The organism is Schaalia sp. ORNL0103, from assembly GCF_019429565.1.
In the GTDB taxonomy this organism is placed as follows: Bacteria; Actinomycetota; Actinomycetes; order Actinomycetales; family Actinomycetaceae; genus Pauljensenia.
In genome coordinates this window covers 22,152-42,404 of sequence record NZ_JAHXSA010000002.1, presented here as the reverse complement: position 1 = coordinate 42,404, position 20,253 = coordinate 22,152, and the positions used below count along the sequence as shown (strand labels likewise).

The 20,253-nt window shown below is 67.7% G+C and carries 15 protein-coding genes; 6 read left to right on the top strand and 9 right to left on the bottom strand.

Annotated elements, in window-relative coordinates:
* Nucleotides 1-85: 85 nt before the first annotated feature.
* The 3 genes from JJJ16_RS07440 to JJJ16_RS07430 all read right to left on the bottom strand — a co-directional run bounded on the left by JJJ16_RS07440 (nt 86) and on the right by JJJ16_RS07430 (nt 3,731).
* The gene (locus JJJ16_RS07440) at nt 86-2,668 is read right to left on the bottom strand and encodes a DEAD/DEAH box helicase (protein WP_219752206.1); all 2,583 of its coding nucleotides are present in this window, start codon (nt 2,666-2,668) and stop codon (nt 86-88) included.
* A gap of 125 nt (nt 2,669-2,793) precedes the next feature.
* The gene (locus tag JJJ16_RS07435; protein WP_219752036.1) at nt 2,794-3,276 is read right to left on the bottom strand and encodes a YbjN domain-containing protein; all 483 of its coding nucleotides are present in this window, start codon (nt 3,274-3,276) and stop codon (nt 2,794-2,796) included.
* Nucleotides 3,273-3,731 carry a YbjN domain-containing protein gene (locus JJJ16_RS07430; RefSeq protein ID WP_034468041.1) on the bottom strand — a complete coding sequence of 153 codons (459 nt, stop codon included), beginning with the start codon at nt 3,729-3,731 and terminating at the stop codon, nt 3,273-3,275. The genes JJJ16_RS07435 and JJJ16_RS07430 overlap by 4 nt, the downstream gene beginning before the upstream one ends.
* A 261-nt stretch (nt 3,732-3,992) precedes the next feature.
* On the opposite strand from JJJ16_RS07430, the gene JJJ16_RS07425 reads away from it, so the two are divergent.
* From JJJ16_RS07425 to JJJ16_RS07405, 5 genes are all read left to right on the top strand, one after another.
* Nucleotides 3,993-5,084, top strand: coding sequence for a phosphatase PAP2 family protein (locus JJJ16_RS07425; protein ID WP_219752035.1), 1,092 nt, complete (start codon nt 3,993-3,995; stop codon nt 5,082-5,084).
* 1,022 nt (nt 5,085-6,106) lie between these two features.
* Entirely contained in the window at nt 6,107-6,631 is a 525-nt protein-coding gene (locus tag JJJ16_RS07420; RefSeq protein ID WP_003791092.1) for a DoxX family membrane protein, read from the top strand.
* Nucleotides 6,632-7,292: 661 nt separating this feature from the next.
* Nucleotides 7,293-9,155, top strand: a complete 1,863-nt coding sequence (locus JJJ16_RS07415; protein WP_219752034.1) for a ribonucleoside triphosphate reductase — start codon at nt 7,293-7,295, stop codon at nt 9,153-9,155.
* Nucleotides 9,106-9,969, top strand: coding sequence for an anaerobic ribonucleoside-triphosphate reductase activating protein (locus JJJ16_RS07410; RefSeq protein WP_219752033.1), 864 nt, complete (start codon nt 9,106-9,108; stop codon nt 9,967-9,969). The genes JJJ16_RS07415 and JJJ16_RS07410 overlap by 50 nt, the downstream gene beginning before the upstream one ends.
* Before the next feature lie 116 nt (nt 9,970-10,085).
* Complete coding sequence (locus tag JJJ16_RS07405; protein ID WP_070836179.1) at nt 10,086-11,327, top strand: sodium pump decarboxylase; 1,242 nt, start codon at nt 10,086-10,088, stop codon at nt 11,325-11,327.
* 65 nt (nt 11,328-11,392) lie between these two features.
* Here the strand turns inward: JJJ16_RS07405 and JJJ16_RS07400 are convergent, their stop codons facing one another.
* Nucleotides 11,393-12,541 carry an acyl-CoA dehydrogenase family protein gene (locus tag JJJ16_RS07400; RefSeq protein ID WP_219752032.1) on the bottom strand — a complete coding sequence of 383 codons (1,149 nt, stop codon included), beginning with the start codon at nt 12,539-12,541 and terminating at the stop codon, nt 11,393-11,395.
* A gap of 203 nt (nt 12,542-12,744) precedes the next feature.
* Between JJJ16_RS07400 and JJJ16_RS07395 the strand changes: the two genes are divergently transcribed.
* Complete coding sequence (locus JJJ16_RS07395) at nt 12,745-13,359, top strand: LytR C-terminal domain-containing protein (RefSeq protein WP_219752031.1); 615 nt, start codon at nt 12,745-12,747, stop codon at nt 13,357-13,359.
* Nucleotides 13,360-13,453: 94 nt separating this feature from the next.
* Here the strand turns inward: JJJ16_RS07395 and JJJ16_RS07390 are convergent, their stop codons facing one another.
* From JJJ16_RS07390 to JJJ16_RS07370, 5 genes are all read right to left on the bottom strand, one after another.
* Nucleotides 13,454-14,701 (bottom strand): App1 family protein, encoded by a 1,248-nt coding sequence (locus JJJ16_RS07390; RefSeq protein ID WP_219752030.1) that lies wholly within the window; start codon nt 14,699-14,701, stop codon nt 13,454-13,456.
* 46 nt (nt 14,702-14,747) lie between these two features.
* Nucleotides 14,748-15,968 (bottom strand): MFS transporter, encoded by a 1,221-nt coding sequence (locus tag JJJ16_RS07385; protein WP_219752029.1) that lies wholly within the window; start codon nt 15,966-15,968, stop codon nt 14,748-14,750.
* Between the two features lie 154 nt (nt 15,969-16,122).
* Entirely contained in the window at nt 16,123-17,622 is a 1,500-nt protein-coding gene (locus tag JJJ16_RS07380) for a multicopper oxidase domain-containing protein (protein ID WP_219752028.1), read from the bottom strand.
* Nucleotides 17,615-18,913 (bottom strand): hypothetical protein, encoded by a 1,299-nt coding sequence (locus JJJ16_RS07375; protein WP_219752027.1) that lies wholly within the window; start codon nt 18,911-18,913, stop codon nt 17,615-17,617. Before JJJ16_RS07375 ends, JJJ16_RS07380 begins: the two co-directional genes overlap by 8 nt.
* Nucleotides 18,910-20,184, bottom strand: a complete 1,275-nt coding sequence (locus JJJ16_RS07370) for a hypothetical protein (RefSeq protein WP_219752026.1) — start codon at nt 20,182-20,184, stop codon at nt 18,910-18,912. Before JJJ16_RS07370 ends, JJJ16_RS07375 begins: the two co-directional genes overlap by 4 nt.
* Nucleotides 20,185-20,253: the final 69 nt, after the last annotated feature.

Sequence of the window (20,253 nt, the reverse complement as noted above, 5' to 3'; positions counted from 1 at the left end):
CCGTCGAGCGTGTGTCCGGCGAAACAAAGATGGGATTTTGCTCAGGATATGTTGGTTAACTGCTAAATACAAGTTAAAAGGGGACTCATAACGCCCCGGGTGCTCGCTCCAGGAGGTAGGTCAGCAGCGTGATCGCTCCCTGCTTCGACAGGGGTTCGTTGCCGTTGCCGCACTTGGGGGACTGGACGCAGCGCGGGCACCCGGACTCGCAGTCGCAGGAGGAGACGGCCTCGAGGGTGGCCGCGACCCACGACCGCGCGCTGTGGAAGCCGGCGAGCACGTGCCCCGCGCCGCCTCGGAACGCGTCGTGAATAAAGACGGTGGGTGCGCCCGTGTCGTCGTGCAGCTCGGTGGATAGGCCGCCCAGGTCCCAGCGGTCGCAGGTGGCGACGATGGGCAGGATCCCGATCATCGCGTGCTCGGTCGCGTGCAGCGTGCCCGCCAGATCGGCGGCCTCGATCCCCATCGTGGCCAGCGCCGCCGGAGTGAGGGTGAACCACGTCGACTTCGTGGGCAGCGTGTGGGTGGGCAGGAACAGCTCGATGTTGCGGATGAATTCGAGCCCGGGCAGGCGCAGCAGGTCGTAGTCGGTGACACGCGTCGACACGTTCGTCGGCCCGTGATGCCAGGTGACCGTGCCGTCCCTGCACACGTACGTCTCCTCGATGGCGCACACCTCGACGCTCGTGTGGGTCGCCGAGCGCGTGCGCAGGGGAGTGCGCACCTCCTCGACCAGGGCGACGCGCGCGTCGTCGGCCCGCGCGGGCGGGATGATGATCGACGAGGCCTGGGCCCCCTCCCGCTCCCCGCCCCCGAGGTGCTCGGTTCCCCGGGTGCCGCCCGGCGCCTCGGGCAGGAGTGCGCGCGGCCACCCCTGGGCGGCGGGAGCGGTGGGCGTGGTGAGGGAGCTGAGGGAGAGCACGTGGAAGGTGCGCCCTTGGTGGATGTAGATGGCACCGGGGAAGACGTGGGCGTCGGCGGAGGCCTGGTCGATGGTGCCGATGACGGTGCCGGTGGCGGCGTCGACGATCTGGACGTCGCCGGCGGCTCCGCGCAGGTCGGTGAGGTCGCTGGGGCGCTTGGGCCTGGTGGCGTCCCAGAAGTACCCTGCGGGCCGTCGCTTGAGGTACCCGTCGGCGACGAGGCGTTCGGTCACGCCTCGCAGTTCCTGGCCAAAGTAGGTGATATCGGACGGCGTGATCGGTATTTCGGCGGCCGCGGCGGCGACGTGCGGAGCCAACACCCACGGGTTGGAGGGGTCGATGACGGAGGCCTCGACCTCGCCGAGAATGTGCTCCGGGTGGCGCACCAGGTACGCGTCCAACGGGTTGTCGGAGGCGATGAGCACGGATGTGCCCGGCGCGCCCGCGCGACCCGCGCGGCCGATCTGCTGGCGCAGGGACGCGCGCGTGCCAGGCCAACCGACCGTGATCGTCGCGTCCAGGCCCGAGATGTCCAGGCCCATTTCGAGCGCGGACGTCGTGGCGAGCGCCCGCACTCCTCCCGTGCGGATCGCCTCCTCGAGCGCTCGGCGCTCCTCGGGCAGGTATCCGCCGCGATATGCGCCCACCTGGCCCGCGTTCGCGGAACCGCGCGCCGAGAGGCGGTCGCGCACCTGAGCGGCCACGGCCTCGGCCCCCGCGCGCGAACGCACGAAGGCGAGGAGGCGCGCGCCCTCCTCGACGAAGGCGGTGGCCAGGTTGGCTGCCTCGACCCCGGCGCTGCGCCGCACGATCGGGACCTTGAGGGTGGCAGTGCCGGGCGGTGCGTCGAGGGCCTCCAGGAAAGAAGAGATGTCGACCTCGGACTCGTCGGCCATGATCGCGCCCTGCCACAGGACCAGCTCGTGGGCGCCCGCCGGCGATCCGTCCTCGGTGATGGCGATCGCGTCGCGTCCCGTGAGCGCGCGGCCCACAGCCGCCGCATCGCGCACGGTCGCGCTCAGCATGACGACCCGCGGATCCGCGCCCAGGTGGTGGGCGACGCGCAGCAGTCGGCGCACGACCAGCGCAATGTGCGAGCCGGTCACGCCGCGCCAATGGTGGGCCTCGTCGATGACGATGAGGCGCAGCGACGCCAAGAAACGCGACCACCGCTGGTGCGACGGCAGCATCACGTAGTGCAGGAAATCAGGGTTCGACAGGATCAGGTCAGCCCCCGCGCGCGCCCACTCCTTCGCCTCGCGCGGCGTATCCCCGTCCACGGTTGTCGCGCGCACGCGGCGCAGACGCTCATCGACGAGGCCGGGGCGCCCTTCCGCGTCTGCGCTCGCCTGTGCGTCGGTGGGCTTGTCGTCCTGGCCGAGCAGCGCCATGAGCGAAGCCAGCTGGTCCGCCGCCAGAGCCTTCGTCGGAGCCAGGTACAGGGCCGTCGGGCGGCGATGAATCGCGGAAATGCGCGACGAATCCTCGGCCTCCACCAGGTCGGAGAGGATCGGCGTCCACGCGGCCAGCGACTTGCCTGACCCCGTGCCCGTCGCGAGCACGACGTCGAGGCCCTCGCGCACAGCGTCCAAGGCCTCGCGCTGATGAATCCACGGGCGCTCCACGCCGCGCCGCGCCCACGCGTCCACGACCGCGGGCGACACCCACTGCGGCCAATCCGCGATCTTTCCCGATCGGCCCGGCAGCGTCACGTGGCCGAGCAGCCGGTCATCCCCGGCGCTCATGCGCTCCAGAACATCGAGCAGGCGCGCGGGAGAAGGAGACGACAGGCCATCGCGTGCCCGATCGGGCGAGGAAGCCCCGGCCTCGTTCGACGAAGACGTCTGTGAAGAAGGTGAGAGGTCAGCGCTCATTCGCGCCCGGATTCACCGAGCCCCAGCGCCTCGGAGGCGGACTCCTTCACGTACTGGATCGCCGCAATACCCGTCGAAATACCCGACGAAATCGCGTCACGCAGCTGCACGTCCGACAGGCCGGCCTCCGTGTCCACCACGAAATCCGCGTACACGCCCAGCGTCCCCTCCGGCGAGGTCGCCGTGTACACCGTCGGGAAATACTTCTCGCGATTCCAATTGTCGGCCGTCGCAAACAGCGCGGGCTCCGCGCTCTCGGCCGGCAGGTCCGACTCCCACAGCGCACGAATCGACAGGAAACGACCCGCCGCATCGAAAGACACGAGGAACGGAATCTCGTCAAAAATTGCGCCCGCCGCGTGACCCTTCTCGATCACGTCCAGCGCGTAACCCATCTCGCGCACGGCCTGAACGACCCGCTCAAAATCGGCCGGGTAGGGGGTCACCTCATCCTCGGGCACCACGTACGGAACGTTCACAGCGACACCTCCCGACCCTGGGAATCCCAATCCACGAACCCGGGCAACGTCACCTCAAGATCCGCGAAGAAACCCATGATCATCGACATGGACGTCTCAAAGAAATTATCCAACTGAGCCTGCGTAAGCCCCGACATGACCACGACGTTGCACTCCGCGATCAGGCCGTACTGCGTGCCATCCTCCAGGGGCGCCAAGTACGCCTTCGGGCCAGTGCGCGTCGAATTGCAGGCCGCGATCTCGCGGGCAAGCTCACCGAACTGCTCCGGCGTGCGCGCAATCCCGCGCCACTGAGCGCGCAACTGCAAAATCTGAGGGTTCGTCGCATTCCAGAAAAAAGCAGCGTTCGGCGTCAGATACGCCAGCTCGCCCTCGTTGTAGTCGCCGAAACGCACGTCCCGGGAACGCAGCAAATCCCGAATACGATCGGTGCTGACAGGTGAAGATGCAGCCACTGACAACTCCCGCGTGAGACATACAGAATCGGACACCTCCACTGTAACCGAGGCCTCTGCCCCGCGCGCGCCCACGTTGTCCGACAAGTCTTGACATGGGGCCTCCCGTCACTCTTCGACGAGGCCAGGGCAGGTATGCGGCACCCCCACCCGCTGTGTGCTTGCCTTCGATTTGCAAGAAAGCCGAACCAATACACGCGGCCGCGCCCCGCTCCACTACAGTGGACACGGAATACGGCATCGACACGAACGGAGGAGACCATGGACGACCCCAACGCCGCCCTGCCCTCCGACCCCACCGTCGACGAGTCCTACACCAAAGGCTCACGCCCCGTGCGCCCCCGCGCGCGCTCGTCGGCATCCGCCGACACCACCGGCCGCTCCTCCCGAGCGGAGCGCGCCCCCGCCACCCAGCGGCCCACCCGAGGGCGTGCTTCCGGGCCCCAGGCCAACGGCGAGGCCCCGGTGAGCGGGCCCCAGCCTCGTCGCCTGACCTCCGACTCCTGGTACCGGCGCAAGCTCGCCCGACGACTCGGCGGCGTGACGATCTGCCTGCTGCTGACGATGCTCATCAGCCACGTGGCGCTCTCGACCGCGCCCGGGCAGGTCCTCGACACGATCCTCATGGAGGGCACCATGCGCTCCGCGAGGCGCTACGAGGCCTTCTCCACCCTCATCACCGGCATCGTGTCCGTGCCCGTCATGGTCGCGGCCGGCATCGTCGTCGCCCTCGTCGCCGCCGCGCGACGGAGGCCCACGCTCGCAGGGCGCGCCCTCGGGGCGGTCATCGGCGCCAACATTACGACGCAGATCCTCAAGGACTACATCCTCACCCGCCCGAACCTGGGCGTCACGACGGGTGCCGGCAACTCCCTGCCCTCCGGGCACACCACCGTCGCCGTCACCCTGTCACTGGCCCTCATCGTCGTCGCCCCGCAGTGGTTCCGCAGCCCGTCTGCGTGGATCGGCTGGGCGTGGACATCCCTCATGGGTGTGTCCGTCATGATGGAAGGCTGGCACCGCCCCTCCGACGTCGTCACCGCCGCCCTGATCGCTGGGGCGTGGGCCCTCGCCCTGTCGCCCATCGAGCGGCGGCCCCGACACGGCGCGAAAGTCCAACGCGTCATGGTGTGGGTGAGCCTCGGACTCATCGTCATCGCGCTGCTGGCCACCGGCGCCGCCATGTGGGGCTTCAGCATGTCCGCCGCGTCCCCAGGATCCGGCTACGGTTTTGAGGACTTCCTGCAGGTAAGGCCCTGGCGTTCCCGCGTCCTCGGCGTCGCAGCCGTCGCGTGGGTGAGCGCCGTGTGCGGCCTCATCATGCATGAGGTTGATCGCCTCGCGGGCGAGTAATTCCTGCTGAGCGCCGCCTGATTTGTGGCGTCGCTGGTGTTCCGGCGGTGCTTGTGGTCCCACGGGTGTTCCGGGCGCCAGAGGGCCCGGCCGCCCGCGAGGTTAGGCGTCCTCACTTCGTTCGGCGCCGCGCCTCGAAGCCCGGCCAGGCCCCGCAGGCCTCGTGTCCAGCTCTCGCGCACATAGCTGCTGAGTCCACACCCAATTTCGCACGTAATTCCCCTGCGACTCTTTCAAATTCTGAATTCCGATCGTTGGAATTGCAACGTTTTCAGACTTTGTTGAAACTTCGTCCAATCGAATTACGTGCGAGATTTCGGGGGAGCTGTTCCTGTCGCCCAGCAATTTCGCATGCAATTCCCTTGAATGTGTTTCATGGTTTGAAATCTGATCGTTGGAATTCTGCGGAATCTACATTGGTGCGGGGTTGGGCTGAGTTGGAATTGCATGCGGAATTATGGGATGGGTCCTCGTCTCCGCGATGGCGCTTGTCCCTCAGGGGCATTGCACTGCTTGGACAGGCATTGCACTGCTTAGTTGCCAGTGCAATGCTGTGCTATCTGGTGCATTGGTCCTGTATCTAGTGCATCGCTTGCATATCCGGTGCTACGCGTTGCCAGGCTGAGACCGGTGATACCTTTGCGGCCCGGTTTTCGTGGTGGCGGTTTCATTTGGGCGCGAAAAAGTTCGCCCTGCGCGCTGTGTCAATGCGGAAGTACGAAAAAGTTCGCCCTGCGCGCTTAAAACACCCCAAATTCGGCGTTTTTGTGCTTGCTGGGCGAGTTTTTCGCGGAAAGGCCTCTGAAGGGGCCGTGCTGGGCGATTTTTTTCGCGGAATGGGCCCGGCATGGCGCAGTTGTTTGCTCGAAGGTCTCTTCAACCTCGTGCAATCTTCCGGTTGGGCTCGCACAGTGCACCGCCCCTAGCGTTGCGGGGTTTGGCCAGTGGATAATGGGAGAAGGGCGGCACGCTGTCGACGCCCTCACAACGCTCACCTGCAGTTCCGTCCCGAAAGGACTGACATGCCTCGTCCCGCATCAGCCGTCGTCACCTCCAAGCCCGCGCGCTTCGTCCTGGCCCTGCTGCGCATCGCGGTCGGCTTCATTTTCCTGTGGTCGTTCCTGGATAAGACGTTCGGCCTGCACTACTCGACGGGCCCGTCGCGCGCGTGGATCAACGGCGGCACGCCAGCGCAGAGCTACCTGACGGGCGCGACGACCGGCAAGCCCCTGGCCTCCTTCTTCGAGTCGCTGGCCATGCCCGCCATGGATTGGCTGTTCATGCTCGGCCTGCTGGGTATCGGCCTGGCATTCCTGCTGGGGATCGGCACGCGCCTCGCGGCTGTCGCGGGTGTCGTCATGCTGGGCTTCATGTATGCGGCGGTCGCCCCGTGGGTGTGGGGTTCCCTCAATCCGGTCGTCAACGAGCACCTGGTCTACGCTCTCGTTCTCATCCTGATTCCGCTGACCAGTGCGGGTGACACGCTCGGCCTGGGCTCGTGGTGGAAGGGCCTGGGGCTCGTCAAGAAGCTGCCCTTCCTCATCTGATTCGTTCGACAGTCTCGACGAGGCCGTGGCCGGGTTTCCGGTCGCGGCCTCGCTGTGTTGACGTCGGCATTTGTGTCGTAGTTTCCCAACAATCTCGCACGTAATTCCCTCGCACATCTTTCAAACATTGAAATCCAGTCATTGGTATTGCAACGTTTGTGGCGGTTGTTGAATTGTCAAGAAAGTGAATTACGTGCGAAATTTCCGGGGCGAGGCCGGGGTGATGCCGGTGTGTGGGAGTGTTGTCCGGTCGATCCGCGCAGTTCCGTGACGGGACGTTGGTCCTCGGTAGATGTCGAAAAAGCGCGCGCGTGATGAGCGGAACTGCTCGCCGCGCGCGTCGCGCTTCTGACGCACGTATGACACTAGATATTGTGGTCACCGTTCGCATCAAGCACTACATCTAGTGATTGATGGTCGCGCGACCCTAGATCTAGGGGAACCTCACGCCGGGCGGAGGGAAGCACCACCACCCACAGTGCCACGGCCTCGTCCCACGAGGGCGGAGCGTCCGCGCCGTGTCGATCACGCGACCGAACAGCAGTACCGGCCCGCCGCCCACCGAAGCGCAGGGCCAGAGGCGCATGCCGCCCCACGCATCTCCACAACCCAGTGCCCAGCAGCCCGCAGCACACAACGGAATCAAGACAGGACAAGGACCATGACCGCACCCCGCTACGACGTCGACGCCATCGCAACCGTGCAGGAGTACCTCGACCGCTCAGACTGGCGGGTGAACGCCAACGCGAACCAGGGGTATTCGCTCGGTGGCCTGATCTTGAACTCGGCGGGCAAGATCGTCGCCAACTACTGGCTCGAACACGTCTACACCCCCGAGATCGGCGCGCCGCACCGCGAGGGCGACTACCACATCCACGACCTCGACATGTTCGCCGGATACTGCGCCGGCTGGTCTCTCAAGCGACTCATCCAGGAGGGCTTCAACGGCGTGGGTGGCGCGATCGCCTCGGCCCCGCCCAAGCACTTCTCCTCGGCCTGCGGCCAGATCGTCAACTTCCTTGGCACCCTCCAGAACGAGTGGGCGGGTGCCCAGGCCTTCTCCTCTTTCGACACCTACATGGCCCCCTTCGTGCGCCTGGACGACATGGAGTACGAGGACGTCGTGCAGTGCATGCAGGAGCTCATCTACAACCTGAACGTGCCCTCGCGCTGGGGCAGCCAGTGCCCGTTCACGAACCTGACCTTCGACTGGACGTGCCCGGACGACCTCGCGGACGAGCACCCCCTCATCGGCGACGAGGTCGTCGACTTCACCTACGGTGAGCTGCAGCGGGAAATGAACCTCATCAACCGCGCCTTCATCGAGGTTATGACGGGCGGCGACGCGGACGGCCGCGTCTTCACGTTCCCGATCCCAACCTACAACATCACGCCCGACTTCGACTGGGAGGGCGAGAACGTCGACGCCCTCTTCGACATGACCGCGAAGTACGGCCTGCCCTACTTCCAGAACTTCATCAACTCCGACCTGGACCCGCACATGATCCGCTCCATGTGCTGCCGCCTGCAGCTGGACCTGCGCGAGCTCCTCAAGCGCGGCAACGGCCTCTTCGGATCGGCGGAGCTGACCGGCTCGATCGGCGTGGTCACGCTGAATATGGCGCGCCTCGGCTACCTGTACAAGGGTGACGAGGAGGGCCTGGTAGCGCGCATGGATGAGCTCATCGACCTGGCCTCGAAGTCTCTCGAGATCAAGCGCGAGACCATCCAGTACCACATGGACCACGGCCTCTTCCCGTATTCGCATCGCTACCTGGGCACGCTCGATAACCACTTCTCGACGATCGGCGTCAATGGCATGAACGAGATGGTGCGCAACTTCAGCGACGATGCCTACGACCTGACGGACCCGCGCGGCTTCGACATGTGCGTGCGCATCCTGGATCGCGTGCGCGAGCGCATGGTCCAGCTTCAGGAGGCTACCGGCCACATGTACAACCTGGAGGCGACCCCCGCGGAGGGTGCGACCTACCGCTTCGCGAAGGAGGATCGCAAGCGCTTCGCGGACATCATCCAGGCGGGCACGCCGGACGAGCCCTACTACACGAACTCCTCGCAGCTTCCCGTGGGCTATACGGATGATCCGTTCCAGGCCCTCGAGGACCAGGAGGTGCTGCAGGGCAAGTACACGGGCGGCACGGTCCTGCACCTGTACATGGGCGAGCGCGTGTCCTCGGGCGAGGCTTGCAAGGAGATGGTGCGCCGCTCGCTGACGGCCTTCAAGGTCCCCTACATCACGATCACGCCGACCTTCTCGATCTGCCCGGTCCACGGCTACCTGGCCGGCGAGCACTTCACCTGCGAGAAGTGCGCGGCCGCCCACCCCCACGCGGAGCCGCAGGCTTGCGAGGTGTGGACGCGCGTCATGGGCTACTTCCGCCCGGTCCAGTCCTTCAACATCGGTAAGAAGGGCGAGTACCACGAGCGTCAGATGTTCTCCGAGAGTGCTGCGGATGCGCACGGTGAGCTCGTCAGTGCCTTCCCTCCCGCGGGGAGCCGCTGACGTGGGCACCCGTCCCCGCTTCGACGAGGCCGGGGTGACCCGGGAGGGCACGCTGAGCCTGGGCGGCCCCGGCCTCGTCGGGGGGCGGGATGCGCGCGAGTGGACGCCGGACGACCTGCAGATCGCGGGCCTCGTGCCGATGTCGACCGTGGACTGGCCGGGGAAGTTCGTGGCGTCCCTGTTCTTGCAGGGGTGCCCGTGGGCGTGCCCGTACTGCCATAACAGTGCCATCATCGATCCGCGCATCCCGGGCGTGGTCGCGTGGAGCGCGCTGGAGGATCTGCTGGCGCGCAGGCGTGGCCTCCTGGACGGGGTCGTGTTCTCCGGCGGTGAGGCCACCCGCCAGATTGCGCTCGGGGCGGCGATGGCGCGCGTGCGCGAGCTGGGTTTTGGCGTTGGCCTGCACACCGCGGGCCCCTATCCGCGGCGCCTCGAGGAGTTGCTCGGCGCGGGCCTCGTCGACTGGGTGGGCATCGACGTGAAGGCGACCCCTGGCAATTACGAGGCCGTGGCCGGCCGCAGCGGCGCGGGCGAGCGGGCGTGGGAGTCGCTGGGCATCGTCCTGGCCCACCCCGAGGTGGACCACGAGGTGCGCCTGACCGTCTACCCGGACGGTCCCGGCGACGGGTTTGAGGTCGCGGCGCGGGCGCGTGAGATGGGGGCGAGGACCTTCGCCCTCCAGCAGGCCCGCGACCTTGGCGCGCCCGCTGGTTTTTCCGCGACGAGGCCGGGGTGGGACGACCAGGTTCGTTCCCTCGCGCGGGACATCGAAACGCTGGACTTTGACAGGTTTATCTTCCGTGGGGACTCGTAGAGCTTTTGTCAAGTGACAGCGCCGCATGTTGGGAAAAAATATGGGGAAGGTTTCACTTGTGACCCCTGATCGCGGTATTGTGTAACAACCTCGTGACCGTGAAGTCTGGAGTTTCGATGGCTGAAGAGCTGCATTTCGACGACCCTGCGGCGGCTGCCCAGGACCCGTCGACCGACGCTGAAGCGCTGCGCCAGCTGGCGTACCGCTACCCCGAGCTGCGCCCGGCTGTGGCCGCGCATCCGCACGCCTATCGCGGGCTGCTCGACTGGTTGCACCAGTTCAACGACCCGCAGGTCAACGCGGCCCTCGAGGCCCGCGACGACTATGACGGCTACATCGACTCCAACGGCTACCTTGTCATGCACGGAGATGTGTCCGGCGCGGTCGCCGGTTCCTCGATCCGCACCTCCGAATCCGGCATGTACGTGCTCGGCCAGGGTGGCGTGAACTCGTACTCGCAGGTCGAGCGCACCACCCCCTACTCGGCTGTCGTCGGCACGAATGCTCCCGTCCCGCAGGTGGGTGCTCGCGAGCAGGTCGTCGCCCAGGTGCAGCGTCATTCCATCATGGGCAGCAAGGGGACTCAGGACCCCGAGGCGACCGCCGTCTACCCGAGCGCGTCCTCCGGCTCGTCCTACCCCAGCGCGTCGGGCACTCCCGCGCGCCCCCAGTCCACGCCGCAGGCCTACCGGGGTGCCGGTGCCTCCTACCAGGTGCAGCCCAGCGCCTCGCAGGAAGTTGCGCCGCAGGAAGAAAAGGAACGCCGTGGCTTCCCGATGATGGGCCTCGTTCTGGGAATTCTGGGTCTGATCGCGGTCATCCTCCTCGGCTTCGTCATCTACGTCTTCACGCGCGGATATGAGGGCCCGGCCACGGGCTCGGACGCGACCCCCTCGACGTCCTCCTCGGCACCCGCACACGCGACGCCCTCGCCGAGCGCGACCACGGAGGAGCCCGTCAAGTACCCGGCACCCGCCGGCGCGATCACCGTGGACTCCTTCTCGTCCCCGTCCGGCAACATCACCTGTTCGTTCACCGCTGACGGCGTTAGCTGCGGCATCAAGGAATCCGACTGGGCCGAGGACGGATACGCCTCCTGCTCCGGCAGCCAGGTCGGCGTCCTGAGCGCCTCGAAGGACAAGGCGGGCCAGTCCTGCGAGGCCGCGGTGCCGGGTGGTGGCAACGCCCTCGCGTACGGCGCCGCAGCGACCAAGGGCGACTACGCTTGCCACTCCACGCAGGATGGCATCAGCTGCTGGAACACGAAGACCGGCCAGTCCTTCGCGCTGGCGCGCGGCGGCTGGATGACCGGCACGGCCGGCGAGATTGGCCCCCAGAAGTTCAGCTGGAACGACTGAACTCACGCACATAAAAGGGGCGGGCCCGAGGATTTCCTCGGGCCCGCCCCTGTCTTGGCGCAAGCCTACTGTGCCTTCTCGATGGGCCCCAGGATCAGGTTCGCCCACGCGGCGTGCAGGGACTCCTGATCGGAGGGCTGGAAGAGGCCGGCGAGCGCGTCGCGGTACAGGCGCGAGAGCTCGTGCGTGTTGTAGTAGGCGCTGCCGCCGCACGCGCGCATGGCCTGCTCGACGGCTCGCAGCGTGGCCTCGGCGGCCGCGTTCTTCGCGGCGGACAGCTGCGGCATCCAGGAGCGGCCGCGGTCCACGCCCTCGTCGATGTCGCGCGCAAGCTCGCGGATCTGCGGGCCGACCGCGTTCATGATGAGGGCGGCCTCGGCGATGCGCCAGCGAATGTCGGGGTCGTTGGAGTAGGTCGTCTGGTTCTTCACCGAGCGGCGTTTCGCCACGTGCTCGGCGGCGACTTCGACCGCGCGCTCGCCGACGCCCTGGTAGGTGGCGGCGAGCAGGATCTCGAAGTGGGAGAAGATGCCGAAGATGACCGGGTCAGCGCTCGGTCCCGGATCCGTGATCGTGAGGATGCGCTCCTCGGGCACGGTGACGCCCTCGAGCAGGGTCGTCATTGACTGGGTGGCGCGCATGCCCAGCGTGTTCCAGTCGTCCTTGATCGAGTAGCCTTCGTCGTCGCGGTGGACGACGCCGAATACGGACTTGGGGCCCTCCTCGCTCTCTGCGCGCCCGAAGATGAGCAGGCGCGTCCACACGGGGGACAGGGAGGTGAAGATCTTGGTGCCCTCGAAGGAATATCCGCCTTCTGCCGTCGCGGTCGCGCGCGTCGTCGAGCCGAAGAGCACGAGGTCGTTGCCCGGCTCGGAGATGCCGAAGCCAAAGACCTCGCCGGCGACGGCGTCGCGCAGGATCTGCTCGCCGCGCGCGTTGCCGTGGGCGACAAGGTAGCGGCCGAGCCCGACGATGATCTGGTGCATGTTGATGCCCAGCGCCGTGCCGGGAGCCGCCTTGGCCAGCGCCGTCTGCTCGGCGGCGATCTCGGTCAGGCTCAGGCCCGCGCCACCGAACTCGGTGGGAACGAACGCCGATAGGTATCCGGCCTCGCGCAGCTCTTCCAGATCCTTCTCGGGGTAGGTGTTGGTGGCGTCCGCGTCGGCGGCGCGCTCGTGGATGCGGGCGAGCAGGTCGGAATCCAGGAAGCTCATCGCGGTCCTCTTTTCGGTGGGGGTGAACGAGGCCGGGGTGCTCTGCGCACATTGGTGCCCGTCGAGGGGTGGTAGCGCGTGGAATCTCCCCGTTACTCAGGGTGACCTTACTGTATCGCTGAGGTGGGGCGGGGGCGAGATGTAATGTGCCTGACGGGGCGTTGTCTGGCCTCGGGCCGTCCGTATTAGCTAGGGTGGATACTGTGAGTACTCCGAACGCGCCCCGCCCTGCCCTCACTCCGCGTCAGCGTTTCCTGCGCGAGCGTCAGCAGCGCCAGAACATGACGTTCGCTGTCATCGGCATCGCGATGATAGTGGCCGCGGTGGCGGCCGCCCTCGTGTTCACCGGAATCGTTCCCGTCCCCTTCGGCAACGACTTCTCCGTGAAGGTCAAGTACGCCGAGACCGGCGATATCCCGTGTCCGACGGCGGACGCGAAACCTGTGGCGCCCTCACAGGTCACCGTCACGGTTATCAATACGACTCAGCACCAGGGCCTGGCCTCGAAGGCCACGGATATGCTCCAGACCGCGGGCTTCCAGACCGAGGAGCCCTCCAACTCGGACGTGGAGTACACCGGTAGGGTGCGCATCACGGCAGGCGCGGACTCGGTGGACGCCGCCTATTCGGTGGCCCGATTCTTCCCCGGTTCCCACGTGCGCCTGAGCGATGCGCAGGACGCCACCGTCAAGGTTGAACTCGGCACTTTCTACGATGACGCGATGAGCGCCGAGGACGTGCAGCGTGTCCTCAAGTCCAACGACTCGATCGAGCAGCCCGCGAAGTGCCGCCCGATGCCGGGCACGAAGCAGGACTGAGGCAGAAGGAAAGGCCGCCCCGAGTGGGCGGCCTTTTCGCTTCTCTGCGGCGCTCGTTGAGCGCGAAGAGCCGCGGGTGATGGGGACGTCGCTGTCAGCGGTCGCTCAGCGGCCCGGCCGTGCCACGGCCTCGGATGTTCTCCAGGAGTGCCTCGCCGTCCGAGCCGTACCAGACGGGAACGGACTCGGGGACGGTCCACAGGGCGTCGGGCACCATGGCCTCGAAGCTGCCGTGCGCCATGAACTGCTCGATCTCGGACAGGGAACGGATCGCGATGCCCGCGACGCACTGCGGGAACTCGCGGGCGAACTCCGCGTAGATTTCCGGGTCGTGCTGCCCGTTGTCGCCGACGAGGAGCCAGCGCATGTGCGGGAACATGCGGGCCAGGCGGCGCAGCTCGCGGCGCTTGTGCTCCGGTCCCGAGCGGAACCATCCCGTATTTGAGGGGCCGAAGTCCGTCATGAGGAAGCCGCCGGCCGGGTAGCCGGAGCGCTCCAGGAAGGAACGCACCGTCGGCACGACGTTCCACGCGCCGGTGGACAGGTACATGATGGGGGAGTGGGTGCCCTCGGGCACGCCCTCCGACGAGGCCGATGACGTCGTCAGCGTCGTCAGCAGGTGCGCCATGCCGGGGACGGCCTCGCGCGAGGATACGCGGTCCAGGAAGGCATGTTTCGCGGCCGTGATCAGGCGCGGCAGCATTGACACCATGACGGTGTCGTCGATGTCGGAGACCACGCCGAAATGCTCATGATCCGACACGATGCGCAGTCGCACGGAGGTGGGGCGGCCGGCGCGGATGCGGCCCTTGCGGGGCCGCTCGTACATCGCCGAGGCCGGGGCGGGCAACGGGGTCGCCGTGCGCAGGGTGGTCGCGAGCTTGGCGGCGGTGTCCTCGGACAGACCGAGTGCGCGCACGTCGCCCGCGTGCAGGACCTGGATGGTCGCGTTGTGCCAGCCGGGCTCGAGGCCGTGGCCGAGCACCGTCATGTCGACGAATCCGCCGCGGTCCGCGAATGCGAGTCGGCGCGCGTTGCCGACCGTGATGAGCACGGGCTGGCGGGGGACCTGCGCGTTGAAGAACTGACGCCACCCGCGCCGGGTCTGCAGCCAGGAACGACCGTCGTCGCCGCGCGCCATGAGGACGCGACCGAGGATGCGGGCGCTGCGCTCAGAGCCGATGCCGCCGAATCCGACCACGCCCGGGTAGTACCGGCCCTGCGACATGGCGGCGACCAGCAGAGACGAGGCAAATTCACCCACGCCTGCCGTCAGGGCGAGCGCGAGCGACGGTGATTCGTCGTCGATGAGGGGCGGTCGGAGGCGCATGATGGCAATCATAGGTCTTCGCGCCCGGGAGGGCGCAAGAATCGGCGAAGCCCGGTCCTCAGTCGAGGGGGAGCTCGGGCGTCGGGGCGGCCGTGGTGCCCTTACGTAGCGCGGGTAGGCCGATCAGCATGAGCACGACCATCGCCCACCCTGCCCCGGCCATGGTGAACAGGCCGCCGCGCGCGCCGATCGCGTCGATCGCGGATCCGGCGATCGCCGTGCCCAGCGAGGTGCCCAGGCCGATCGAGGTGGACATCCAGGTCAGGCCCTCGGTGAGCTTCGCGGGGGAGACGGACTTCTGGATGATGACGTTGACGTTCGTCATCGTGGGGGCGCAGGTAAGGCCCGTGATGAGGATGACGATGGCCATCGTCCAGACGTTGAAGGCCACGGGGAACAGGCTCATGCCGATCGCCATCGCGATCACGCCGATCACGAAGAGCTGCCAGGTGGGTCGCCTCCACGTGCGTGCGCCGTACACGAGGGCGGCCGTCAGCGAGCCGATGGAGAAGAGGGCGAGGAGGATGCCGCCGAGCGCGGGGGTACCCAGCTCCTCGGTGAAGCTGACCATCGACACTTCCATCGCACCAAACGTGATGCCCATGCCGATGTAGGTCGCCGCCATGACGAGGACGACGGGCTTGCGGATGACGGACTCGCGCGGGGCACTCGGATCGTGGGGGATGATCGCGGGTTCGGAGTCGCGGCGCGACAGGAACAGGAAGCCGCCCACTGCCAGGCTCGCGATCGAGATGATGAGGCCGGTCGCGGGGTGCAGGGCGGTGCCCAGGACGGTGGCCAGCACGGGGCCCACGATGAACACGAACTCGTCGACGGCGGATTCGAGAGCGTAGGCGGTCTGCAGCTGGCCCGGCTTGTGCAGGATCGTCGACCAGCGCGAGCGTACGAGCGCGCCGGGAGCTCCCCACGTGGCACCCGCGAGGGCGGCCGGGATGAAGAGCGTCCACGCGGGGGCGTGCATGATGACGGCCGCGACCAGAGCAGACATTGACAGGACTGAAATAGTCCAGGCTGGGCCCATGACGCGCAGCTGCCCGTGGCGGTCGACGCGGCGCGCGAGGATGGGCGCGCAGAGCGCCATGACGATGATGCTCACGGCAGAGACCGCGCCCGCGAGCGTGTAGTTGCCGTACTCGGCGCGCACCATGAGGATCGTTGACAGTCCCACCATCGACATGGGCATGCGCAGAATAAGGGCGGCCGCGGAGAATTTCCAGGACTGGCGGTAACGCAGAATGTTGAGATAGGTGCCTAGCATCCATTCACTGTATCACCGGGGCAGTGTCCCGAAAGGCAAGCGAAATGTGGCGTACGTAACCATTCGGACCTTCCGCGCTGCCGAGGGTACGCCGCGAAAAAAGCCACGGCCTCGTCCGTGGGGGACGAGGCCGTGGTGCGTCGGCAGCGTGGGCTCAGTCGGTCACCTCGAAGACGCCGAGCTGTCCCTTTTCCGCCAGGGAGAGCGCGTGGTTGACGAATGCGTAGTGGCCGGCCTCGAGCGGCGTGAACTCGACGAATCCGCCCTCGGCGGCGCCCAGGGTCAGGACCTGGCCCCAGCCGCCGCCGGACCCTCCGCCTCGGATCACGTAGGCGCCCTCGCGCCACACGGTGTCGAATTGGGTGCCCACGACGTGGAAGGTGGTCGCCAGGTTCGGGCCCGCGTCCATGACCCACACGCGCACGCGCTCGTTGGTCTTGATCTGGATCGGGTGCGCTTTGTACTGGAAGGGCACGCCGTTGAAGGCCATCGCGTTGGGCTGCAGGGCCGACAGGAGCGAGGCGTCTGCGCTCTGACCGTCCGCGCCCAGGTAGAGCTCGGAGGCGACCATGACGTACTCGCGGTCGACCTTGTCCAGGTCGGTCGGGTCGATGATGACGGCTCCGAACATGCCGTTTGCAATGTGCATCGACATGGGTGCGGTCGAGCAGTGGTAGAGCCAGATGCCCGCGTTCTTGGCGACGAAGGTGTACTCGAGGGTCTGCCCGGGCTCGATGGAGTGCATGACGTTATCGGGGGCGACGAGGCCCGCGTGGAAGTCCAGCGAGTGGCTCATCGTCCCGTTGTTGACGAGCGTGATGTGGAAGGTGTCGCCGATGTGTCCGCGCAGGATCGGGCCGGGAGCGTCCCCGTTGAAGGTCCACGACTCGCGCGTGAGCGAGCTCGTGACGTTCACGGTCTGCTCGGTGACCGTGAAGGTGTAGTGACGCTCGGTCTCGTTCGTGGCCGGCGGCAGCACAGGGTCGCGCGCGTCGATCGTCGCCGCGTAGTCCGTCAGCGCGGTCGGGGTGGCCGGTCCCGCGGCGGCGTCCTGGCCGTGGTCGTGCCCGTGGTGGGCGTGGCTACCCGAGGCCGAGGTCCCCGAGGAGGACGAGGGCGCGCCCGTGGCCTGCACGTGCAGGGTCATGCCCATCTCGCGGTGTCCGGGCAGGGAACACCAGCCCTCGACGTCCCCGGAGATGACGCCAAGGTCCAGCTCCTTTGTTTCACCCGCGGCGAGCGATCCGGAGGATACGCCCGTCTCGAACACCAGGTCGTGGCGCTGGTCACCCGAGTTCGTGAAGTCGATGATGAGACGGTCACCGACCGGCACCTCGATGTGGTTCGGCGTGAAGGCCATACCGTCGACGCCCACGGACACGTGGGTCGTGTGCCCGGTCGGCGTCACGGACGAGGCCGTGGTCCCGGTCCCCGTGCCCGTGCCCTGCGTCGTGGGTGCGGACGGGTTGGAGAGGAAGATCGCCAGCGCGAGTGCGACGACGGAGACGACGCCGACGATCGCTCCGGCCGTGCGGCTCACCGGCGAGTGGTCGCCCGTCGGGCTCATGCGCAGCTTCGGCGTTTCTTTCGACGTGGACGCCTTCGGGTTCTTGCCTCCCGACGACGGCGAAGCAGACAGGTTCAGGTCAGCCACGGCGGCCTCCTTGTGTGGTGGGGGATGAAGCGGCGGCGCGCTTGGCGCGCGCCTGGGCCACGCCGCAGCGGGCCATGAGGACGATGTCGACGACGTAGGTGGCCAGCAGGACCACCCACGCGGCGATGGTGAGGCGTTCGGCGGATGCTCCGCCCAGGGATGCGACGGCAAGTGCGAAGAGCGCGGCAACGTTGCGAGCGGCCTCCCGGATGGGGGCTGCGGCTTCGAGCACGCCGACGCCGACGCGCACCGCGGACGGGCCGCCGCCGATGACGACGGGCATCAGGTAGGTGAGCGCGCCGACGAAGAGCTGGCCCAGCCCGGCCGCGCCCAGGATCGGCATCCACGCGAGGAATGCTGCACGCAGACCGGTCGCGTCCGCCGCTTCGAAGGCGCGCAGGGACGCTCCCGCGCCGGCGACGAGAATCCAGGCGGCGCCCAGCATGAGGGACCACGCGCCGTACTCCGCCGGCCCCTTTGTCAGCGCCACGCGGACCAGCGGAACGCCCACGCCCAGGGCGGCCGCGCCCACGACGACGAGGAGACCCACGGAGGCAACGCGCATCGACCCGGCCACAGCGCCCGTGCCGGCGACGAGAAGCGCGGCCACCCACATGGGCAGGGCGCTCGTCGCGAAGGACACGGCTCGCGGATCCATACGCGTACGCATTGCGGTCGGCCCCAGCGTCACCAGGGTCCCGCCCATCGTCAGGCCCACCCAACCGGCGACACCCGCCAGCGCGTGGGCGACCGTCAGGCGGTCCCGTGCCTCGGCCAGCCACGCGGGAGCGTTCGCGTCGAACATGGCCGCCGTGACGAAACCGGCCAGCGTCGCGCCGACCACCAGGAAGAACGCCGCCGCGATGTAGTACCGGATGATCACCGCGAAACGCGAGGCCAGGCGCTCGCGGGACGCGGTGAGCAGCGCCCACCCGTGCCAGGCCGCGATCAACCCGACAACGGTCGCGCCCGTGACGGTCGCGTGCCACAAGCCCGACCACATGCCGCCGATGAGGAGCAGCAGGGAGAGGTTGAAAGCCGTGATACGCACGGTGTTGTCGCGCCCCGCGCGTCGGTCGTCTGGCGCCAGGTGGGCGAGCGCGCGCGTGAAGTACCAGGACCACTGGAAGATACCGTTCGACAGGACGCCGAGGGTCACCAGGTGGATCATCGTCCACAGGTTCTGCGGGATGCGGCCTCGGGCGACGATCGTGACCGCCGCGGCGACGGCTGCCGCGCACATCCAGACGGAGGTTGCGCGGTCGGTGCGGGGAACGCGGGGCTTACTCATCGGGCCTCCCGAGAGGCCGCGCGCGCCCGGCGAATCGTCACCGTCAGCGTCGTGGCAACAAACAGGAGCATGCCGACGACCCCGAGGGTGCCGCCCAGGCGCCACGGGTAGGCGGCCTCGCGCGCGCCCGCGAGGAGACGCAACAGGAGCGAGACCTGCAGGAACGCGAAGGGCACCCACATGGCGACGTGGTAGGGGACCTCGCGCCGGGCGACCGCCGGGATGATGACGGGCGCGTGGGACAGCAGCATCGAGACGACGAAGCCGATCGTGATCGCGTGGACGCCGGCGTCATAGCCGTATCCGTCGAAGGCGGGCGGAGCGATGACCCACATCAGCGCCGGTACAAGCGCCCACGCGTATCCGCTCAGCATGCACACGGCCGCCAGGCGAGGCAGGCCGCTCATGCGCACGGTGCCGCGCGCGACGTCGTGCCACGCGGTGTCCGCCATGAGAACGCCGAGCGAGAGCCCGATCAGTGGGTATCCGATCGCGGGGGAGTAGAGCGCGACGGTCAGACCCACCATGAGTGCGGCGCTCTCGGCGGTGATGCGCCGCTCGGTGGAGCCGGACGCGAAGGCAAGGCGCGCGAGCTCGACGCGTTCACCGACGATTGTGACGATCAGGAAAGCGAGCCACCAGGGCACCGCGCGCGGCGTCTCGAGGCCTCGCCACCATAGGAGGATGCCGCCCAAGCCAATGAGCGCGCCCATCAGCTGGATGAGGACCGCGTGGGTGGCCTGCCGACGGGTCCATACGTAGCAGTAGATGGCCGTCAGCAGGGCCATACCGAGGGTGATGAGGAAGCCGGGCATCATCCGCTCGGGCGCGAATCCGGGCAGGTGGGCGGCCAGGTAACGCGGAATCGGCAGGTTCGCGAGTGTCGCGCGTACGCCCTCGTTCAGGGAGATGACGACCGCGCTGATGCCGCCGGCTCCGGTGAGCAGGGGAGCGGCGTACGCCCACGCGCGACGCCCGTCGGATTGTAGGGCGACCGCGCGCTCGAGGCAGATCGCGGTGCCCAGGAACCCGTAGATCATGAGGAGGCCGTGCACGGTCCCCAGGCTTGTCGAGGCCACGGGCGCGATGGCTCCCAGACGCACGAGGGAGGCGTCCAGTCCCGCCAGGAGCGCGATGCCCGCGAGGAGCAGGAACGCGAGGCGGCCGACGGGCAGCCGGGGGATGGGAGGCCTCGTCGTCGCTATCGACGAGGCCTGGGCTGGCGCATCCGGTCCCGCGTCGCGTGCGGGTGGGCGGGATGCCTCGCTCATGTGGGCTCCTGGAGTCGGTGGGCGTTGCCGGTATTCCCATGTGGGGACAGTGCCAAGGTAGCGGCCTTG